Genomic DNA, 7,190 nt, shown 5'->3' with positions numbered 1-7,190 from the left:
AGGGCTCATCCCTCGTCCCGCCCGCAGGCGGCCTGGCCCCTTTGAAAAGGGGCTCCGCGAAGCGGTGGGGATTGACCTGCTGGCACCGCTTCGACTGAAAACCTGAAATAGAAGCAGCTTTCCTAAGACAATCCCCCGCCCTTTCAAAAGGGGGGCAAGCGGCTACGCTGCGTATGGGGTCCTTCGGGGCTGTCGAGGCATTTAGGAAAGGAAGCTGTAAATCTCTTTCCACCTTGCGTCTTTCCCGGGGGCGGAGTAAAATGTAAGAAATCCGTAAGAGATTTGTCACTGGCTTTGTAAGAATTTTCTGCTATCATAGCCCCAGCGAACGAGGAAGGAGCGAGCCCATGAGCAGTGAGACGATTTTGGTGGTGGACGACGACCAGGAGATTGTGGGGGCCATTGCCGCCGCCCTGGAGAAGGAGGGCTTCCGGGTCCTGCGGGCCTACGACGGCATGGAGGCCCTGGACAAGGCACTGGACCCCGACCTGCGGCTGATTCTGATGGACGTGATGATGCCCAGGCTGGACGGACTGTCGGCGGTGCTGCGCATCCGTGAGCGGCGCAATCTGCCCATCATCGTCCTGTCCGCCAAGAGCGAGGAGAGCGACAAGGTGCTGGGCCTGTCCATGGGGGCGGACGACTACGTGACCAAGCCCTTCGGCATTCAGGAGCTGGTGGCCCGGGTGCGCAGTCAGCTGCGGCGGTACACCCACCTGGGGGATGTGAATACCGCCCCCGCCGGGATCATCGTCAACGGACGGCTCTCCTACGACCCGGACAAGCGGACTCTCACCGCCGACGGGGAGGGCATTAAGCTGACCAACATCGAGACGGGCATTGTGGACCTGCTCATGCGCAATCTGGGCCGGGTCTTCCCCTCGGAGGAGATCTATCGCCGGGTGTGGGGGGAGGAGGCCTGGTCCTCGGAGAACACGGTGATGGTACACATCCGGCGCATCCGGGAAAAAATTGAGCTCAATCCTCGTGAGCCAGACTATTTAAAGGTGGTGTGGGGTATTGGATACAAAATGGAAAAAAAGTAAGTCAATCATTGGATTTCTGGCCTTTCTGCTGGGGGTCTCCCTGGTGCTGGAGGGGGCGCTGTACTTCGGCTCGATTTTCACCTCCTCCAACAGCCGCGCCTGGCTCTATGACAGCTTCAAAAGCGACTGGCGCAGAACCCGGGAGTTTCAGAACTTCGTCTCCTCCCGGCTGGAGAATCTGATCACCATGGGGGCGGGGGGCCATGTGTATGACTCCCAGTATTACTACGACTCGGGCCGGCCCAACTACTACAGCATCAACAGCAACCGGATTCAGGCTCTCCACGAGAACTACAAGGAGGATAAAAACATCCTCTACCGGGTGGACCGGGAGGAGGAGAAGGCGCTGGGAGGGGGCAGGACGCAGTGGGAGTGGAAGACTCCCTACAGCAACTCGGACGCCCTCAGTCCGGACATGGACCCCTCCGCCCTGATGTCCGAGGGCTACGGCTTTCTCCTGGTCTTCGACGGGGAGAAGGTGCGCATCTGGCTGGACGGGGAGGAGCAGAACGTCTACGGCGGCGGCTACTACCACTTCGACCAGCAGGAGGATTTTTACCAGTGGTACGTCCCCGGCTACAAGAATTTCACGGTGGACGAGGTAGGAAGCCACGTCAAGGTGACCATGGCGGTCATCAGCAGTCCCCAGATCTTCATCAAGGGCAACTACGGGAAGAATGGGTCGTACCAGTACAACCAGCTGTACTACACAAAACAGGGACTGGAGCAGTACCGGGAGACCGTTATAGGCCACGCCATTCGCATGGGTGTGGGCGCGGGGCTGTTTCTGGTGTACCTTGTTCTCCGGAAGGACAAGAAGCGGGCGGACATGGCCCTGGCCCGGGGGACCGGGAAGCTGTGGTTTGAGGCAAAAATACTTGCCGCGCTGCTGCTGGTGTTCTTCGGCCTGCCCCGAGTGGAGTACTTGGGGGAGGTGTGGCAGGAGCTGACCTACGCCTACGCGCCCCCGGCAACCGTGGGCACCGCCTCCTCCGGCGATGTCTCCATTGACTGGGAGGTCCTGGACCAGCTTTCCGGCGAGGAGCGGGACGCCGCCCTTCAGGAATACGGCTACGCCCGGGTTACCGCTGTGGAGCAGACCAGCAGCATCGGCACGGCGGTGACCATCCTGTCGGAGAACGGGGGCTGGCTGCTGCAAGAGTATCTCCGGGAGCTGACCGACCACTCCCTGAACCTGCTGACCGTCCTCTGGGGGTTGTATCTGCTGATTTTCAATGACTGGCGGTATAATAAACAGCCCTGGAAACGGGGCGTATTCGCTCTGCTGGCGGCCCATGAGCTGAAATACCCCCTGCAAAAGCGGCTGAGCCGGATGAACGGCTGGCTGGGGCTGGCGGTGGCGGTGCTGTGGCTGGAGGTGCTGGCCCTCCTGGTGCTCCAGACCGTGGAGGTGTATCTGCCCACCTGGGCCATCTGGAATCTGCTGGGCCTGCCCTGGCTGCTGTCCCTGGGAGTATATGTATGGTTCTTCTGGCGGCAGCGGCGGCTGTGGACCGACTTCGGGGCAGTGTCCGACCAGCTCTCGGCCCTTCGGGCGGGGGCGCTGGAATGTGAGCTGACCTTACAGGAGGACGCCGACCTGTACCAGATGGCCGATGACCTGAACCACGTCCGGCAGGGCCTGCACCAGGCGGTTGAGGAGCGAACCCGCAGCGAGCGGATGAAGGTGGAGCTGGTGACCAACGTGTCCCACGACCTGAAGACTCCTCTCACCTCCATCATCAGCTACACCGAGCTGCTGGCCCAGGAGCCCCTGGAGCCCCCCGCCAGCGAGTATGTGCAGATCATGGGGGAGAAGGCCCAGCGGCTCAAGGCCATGGTCCAGGACGTGTTTGAGGTGAGCAAGGCGGCCTCGGGGCAGCTCCCGGTGAAATTGGAGCGGCTTGATTACGCCCGGTTATTGCGCCAGACCCTGGCCGATATGGCGCAGGCCATTGAGGAGAGCGGCCTGACCCTGCGCCCCTCCATCCCGGAGACAGAGGTGCCCATCACCGCCGACAGTGACCGGCTGTACCGGGTCTTCCAGAACCTTATTGGCAACGCCCTGAAGTACTCCCTCCCTGGCTCCCGGGTCTACCTGGCCCTGGCGGTGGAGAAGGGACTTGCCAGCGCCAGCGTGCGGAACACCTCCGCCGCCGAGCTGAAACCGGGGATTGAGTACACCGCCCGCTTCGTCCGGGGGGACGAGAGCCGCACCGACGGCGGTTCCGGCTTGGGACTGTCCATTGCCGACTCCTTCACCCGGGCCTGCGGCGGGGAGCTGACCATCTCTACCGAGGCGGACCTGTTCACGGCAATCGTTACCTTCCCCCTGGCAGAATAATTCAAGCGGCCCCCTCCCCAGGGGCCGCTTTTTCCTGCCCGCCGCGGCGGCTTCCTCTTGTTCCGTAAGGGTTTGGGACAGCAAAAAAGACCCATGTGCGGCTGCACACAGGTCTTTTCAAACTCAGTCGGTGACGTAGGGCAGCAGGGCGACCTGACGGGCCCGCTTGATGGCCTCGGTCAGCTGGCGCTGATGCATTGCGCAGGTGCCGGTGGTGCGGCGGGGCAGGATCTTGGCCCGCTCAGACGTGAACCGGCGCAGCTTGGCGGCATCCTTGTAATCGATCTGCTCCACCTTATCCGCACAGAAGGCGCAGACCTTACGGCGCTTACGGCCCCGGGGAGCTCTGTTATCACGTTCCATAGCCATGGAATAACCTCCTTTTTAAGACCTTAACCGGTCAGAGTCAAAACGGCAGGTCGCCGTCGTCAGTAGAAAGCTCAGAGAATTGGTCGCCGTCGGCCGGGGGAGCGCCGTAGCCTCCCAGGGGGTCGGCGGCGGGGGCGGGCGCGGAGTAGCCGCCCTGACGGTAACCGCCGGCGTAGCTTCCGCCGCTGTCGCCGTCCCGCTTGGAGTCGCCGAAATAGACGTTGTCGGCCACCACCTCGGCGGAGGTACGCTTATTGCCCTCTTTATCGGTCCAGTCCCGCATTTGCAGCCGGCCCTCCACCACCGCCATGCGGCCCTTGGTGAAGTAGCGGCAGACAAACTCGGCCCGCTGGTTCCAAGCCACCACGTCGATCCAGTCGGTGGCCCGCTCGCCGGACTGTTTGTCCTTAAAGTCCCGGTCCACCGCCAGCCGGAAGGAAGCCACAGGGACGCCCGACTGGGTTCGCCGGAGCTCGGGGTCCCGGGCCAGACGGCCCATTATGAATATCTTGTTCAGCATCGGCACTGCCCCCCTTACTCGTCCTTGCAGACGATCATGGAGCGCATCACGCTGTCGCTGATCCGGAAGATACGGTCCAGCTCAGCGGGGACGGCAGCTGCGGCGGTGAAGGTCATCAGCACGTAATAGCCCTCCATCAGGTCCTGGATGGGATAGGCCAGCCGGCGCTTGCCCCACTCGTTGACCTCGGACACAGTACCGTTGGCCTCTACCACAGACTTGAACCGCTCCACCTGGGCGGCAATCTGCTCCTCGGTCAGGTCGGGCTTGAGGATATACAGAGCCTCGTAGTTGGCGTTGATCTTTGCCATGTTTTTGCACCTCCTTATGGACATATGGCCTCCGGAACAGCCGGAGGCAAGGATTCGCCCGCTCCTGACAGGGACGGGCTTAATTATTATATCTGATATTCCCGAAAAGTCAAGGAAAATTTTCTCCTCCCAGTAAAATACTGTTGACGGGCCGTGGGGGATGCGTGTTATACTGACAGGGTACGACAAAAAATCCCTGATTTCAGAGAGCGAGGAACACCATGACACTGAGAAGACCCCTTGCCGCCGGGCTGGCGGCGCTGGCGCTCACCGCGGGCCTGCTTCCAGCCCAGGCAAAAACCACTACTTACCTGGATGTCAACGACAGCCAATGGTACGCCCCCTACGTCGCCTTCTGCCAGCAGCACCGGCTGATGGACGGCCTCTCCGGCGACACCTTCTCTCCGGAGGCCCCCATGACCCGGGCGGTCCTCACCGAGGCCCTTTACCGCCTGGCGGGCAGTCCCCAGCCCGAGGAGGAGGAGGGGGAGGAGCCGCCGGTGAGTCAGGACATTGTCCAGGACCGGGAGCCGGAGGAGCCAAAGGATAGCCCGGCAGAGGAGTCACAGGAGGGTCTCCCCTTCTCCGACGTGGGGGAGGACAGCCCCAACCTGGCCGCCATCCGCTGGGCCAAGGAGAACAACGTGATCGGCGGCTACCCTGACGGCCGCTTCGGGCCGGAGGACCCCATAACCCGGGAGCAGCTGGCCGTACTCCTCTGGAGCAACTGGAACCGGCCCGAGGCCCAGGCCGCCCCCTTCGCCGACCGGGACAGCATTGCCGATTGGGCCCTGGGCGCGGCGGACTGGGCCTACAGCCGCCAGTTGATGACGGGCAGTCTGGCGGGCAATTTCTCGCCCCAGAACTACACCAGCCGGGCGGAGGGCGCCACCATTATTGTGAGCTACGCCAGGAACTTCTACGGCCTGGAAGCGGGCTACCCCCTGCCGGAGCCCCAGACCCTCTCCCCCAATCCCTACCTGAGCGAGGCCTACTCCCTGGATGAAAACGGCTACCTCTCCTACTCCGCCCAGACCTTCCGCCGGGGGCTGGACGTGTCCGCCCACCAGAAGGAGATCGACTGGACCCGGGTCGCCGCCGCCGGCATGGAGTTTGCCATGATCCGGGCGGGCTACCGGGGCTACACCCTGGGCGCCATCAACAAGGACGCCTATTTCGACTACAACATTCAAAGCGCCCTGGCCAACGGGCTAGAGGTGGGGGTGTACTTCTACTCCCAGGCCCTCACCCCCCAGGAGGCGGAGACGGAGGCCTATCAGCTGCTGGAGTGGATGAAGGGCTATGACGTCACCTACCCGGTGGTCTTCGACTGGGAGGAGGTGGACCGGGACGACTCCCGCTCTCAGGGGACCCCGGGCAACACCGTCACCGCCTGCGCCCTGGCCTTCTGCAAGGTGATTGAGGAGGCGGGCTATACCCCCATGACCTACGGCAGCCCCTCCAAGATCTACAAGGGCGGGCTGGCTTTGCAGTACTTGCAGGACTACCCCTTCTGGCTGGCCCACTACACCAGGGACACCGCCCCCACCAGCTTCCGCTACCACTACGATATGTGGCAGTACTCCAGCACCGGCCATGTGGACGGCATCGAGGGCAACGTGGACCTGAACATCTGCTTCCCCTCCTGGTCCAGCTCTGAACCCGCCCCCGAGACTCCCGAGGTGGACGAGGAGCTGCCCTGGTGGTTCATCCCCTACACCAAAAAGGAGAATTAACCCCTTTCAAACCCGCCGCAACCGGCAGTTGCGGAATGTTCCAGGCTGCGCTGGTGGACCGCAACCGCCGGTTCTGCTATGCTGAGTTCAGGAAAGGAGGCGGCTCAATGAAACTAAACGAAAAAATTGTCTGGTACCGCCGCCAGAAAAAGCTGTCCCAGGAGGAGCTGGCCGCCCAGGTGGGGGTGTCCCGCCAGGCGGTGAGCAAGTGGGAGCTGGGGGAGGCCTCCCCCGATATCGGCAAACTGCTCTCCCTGGCCCGGGCCTTCGGCGTCACCACCGACCATCTGCTCAACGACGGGGAGGACCCCGCACCCCAGACGCCCCGCCCGGAGGAGCCCGCGCCCCCTCCGCCCCAGCCCGTGCCGGGGAGCGATCTGCCCGGCCTCCTGGGGAGGATGGTCCGCCGCTGGGGCTGGCTGGCGGGCATTTACATCGCACTCCAGGGGGCGGGGGTGGCCCTGGTGGGTCTGGTGGCCCGGTGGGGCTTCGGGACCATGTTCGCCGCCTCCAGCTCCATAATGGGCGACTTTGAGATGGGCGGCTGGACCTACAGCGGCCCGCCGGAGTTGGAGGGGGCCGTGATGGAGGCGCTGGGCATCGCACCCCAGGTCTCTCCCCTCTCCGGAGTCCAGAGCTTTTTCCTGGGCTTCGCCAACCTGATCCTGGTGCTGGGCCTGGCCTGGCTCGCCGCCGGGCTGATCCTGGCCCTCGCGCTGTGGAGAAGGGGCCGCCGGGAGAACTGAACCCAGCCGCAAACCCGGAACACAAAAGCGGCGAAGCCGCCCCGCCCCCTTTGCCCTCCAGTGCGCACACTGGGGCGGGGGATTGTCTTAGGACGACTGCTTCTATTTCAAATTTCAA

General features: G+C 63.2%; 7 protein-coding genes. 4 read left to right on the top strand and 3 right to left on the bottom strand.

Annotation, left to right across the window (positions count from 1 at the left end):
• Positions 1-347 precede the first annotated feature (347 nt).
• Together D1646_RS06580 and D1646_RS06575 are read left to right on the top strand one after the other, a co-directional pair.
• The gene (locus D1646_RS06580) at positions 348-1,046 is read left to right on the top strand and encodes a response regulator transcription factor (RefSeq protein WP_160635703.1); all 699 of its coding nucleotides are present in this window, start codon (positions 348-350) and stop codon (positions 1,044-1,046) included.
• On the top strand, positions 1,021-3,390 hold the full coding sequence (locus D1646_RS06575; RefSeq protein ID WP_160635702.1) for a HAMP domain-containing sensor histidine kinase: 2,370 nt from the start codon (positions 1,021-1,023) through the stop codon (positions 3,388-3,390). Before D1646_RS06580 ends, D1646_RS06575 begins: the two co-directional genes overlap by 26 nt.
• A 123-nt stretch (positions 3,391-3,513) precedes the next feature.
• On the opposite strand, the gene rpsR is transcribed toward D1646_RS06575, so the two are convergent.
• Genes rpsR through rpsF form a run of 3 tightly spaced genes read right to left on the bottom strand, consistent with a single transcriptional unit; the run spans position 3,514 to position 4,590 of the window.
• Positions 3,514-3,759 (bottom strand): 30S ribosomal protein S18, encoded by a 246-nt coding sequence (rpsR, locus tag D1646_RS06570; RefSeq protein ID WP_160635701.1) that lies wholly within the window; start codon positions 3,757-3,759, stop codon positions 3,514-3,516.
• Between the two features lie 37 nt (positions 3,760-3,796).
• Positions 3,797-4,279: a single-stranded DNA-binding protein gene (locus D1646_RS06565; RefSeq protein ID WP_160635700.1), complete on the bottom strand. Its 483-nt coding sequence runs from the start codon at positions 4,277-4,279 to the stop codon at positions 3,797-3,799.
• A gap of 14 nt (positions 4,280-4,293) precedes the next feature.
• Positions 4,294-4,590 carry a 30S ribosomal protein S6 gene (gene rpsF / locus D1646_RS06560; RefSeq protein ID WP_160635699.1) on the bottom strand — a complete coding sequence of 99 codons (297 nt, stop codon included), beginning with the start codon at positions 4,588-4,590 and terminating at the stop codon, positions 4,294-4,296.
• Positions 4,591-4,811: 221 nt separating this feature from the next.
• On the opposite strand from rpsF, the gene D1646_RS06555 reads away from it, so the two are divergent.
• Together D1646_RS06555 and D1646_RS06550 are read left to right on the top strand one after the other, a co-directional pair.
• Positions 4,812-6,326, top strand: a complete 1,515-nt coding sequence (locus D1646_RS06555) for an S-layer homology domain-containing protein (RefSeq protein WP_160635698.1) — start codon at positions 4,812-4,814, stop codon at positions 6,324-6,326.
• 107 nt (positions 6,327-6,433) lie between these two features.
• The gene (locus tag D1646_RS06550) at positions 6,434-7,072 is read left to right on the top strand and encodes a helix-turn-helix transcriptional regulator (protein ID WP_160635697.1); all 639 of its coding nucleotides are present in this window, start codon (positions 6,434-6,436) and stop codon (positions 7,070-7,072) included.
• The last annotated feature ends 118 nt before the right edge of the window (positions 7,073-7,190 follow it).

This window comes from Pseudoflavonifractor sp. 60 (assembly GCF_009911645.1).
GTDB lineage: Bacteria > Bacillota > Clostridia > Oscillospirales > Oscillospiraceae > Lawsonibacter.
The sequence above is the reverse complement of the archived record's forward strand: the minus strand, read 5'-3'. Positions and strand labels throughout refer to the sequence as shown.

Excerpts from the sequence above, each read along its gene's own strand:
- rpsF (WP_160635699.1), bottom strand. The coding sequence starts at position 4,590 with ATGGCAAAGATCAACGCCAACTACGAGGCTCTGTATATCCTCAAGCCC.
- rpsR (WP_160635701.1), bottom strand. The coding sequence starts at position 3,759 with ATGGCTATGGAACGTGATAACAGAGCTCCCCGGGGCCGTAAGCGCCGT.
- D1646_RS06555 (WP_160635698.1), top strand. The coding sequence starts at position 4,812 with ATGACACTGAGAAGACCCCTTGCCGCCGGGCTGGCGGCGCTGGCGCTC.
- D1646_RS06580 (WP_160635703.1), top strand. The coding sequence starts at position 348 with ATGAGCAGTGAGACGATTTTGGTGGTGGACGACGACCAGGAGATTGTG.
- D1646_RS06565 (WP_160635700.1), bottom strand. The coding sequence starts at position 4,279 with ATGCTGAACAAGATATTCATAATGGGCCGTCTGGCCCGGGACCCCGAG.
- D1646_RS06550 (WP_160635697.1), top strand. The coding sequence starts at position 6,434 with ATGAAACTAAACGAAAAAATTGTCTGGTACCGCCGCCAGAAAAAGCTG.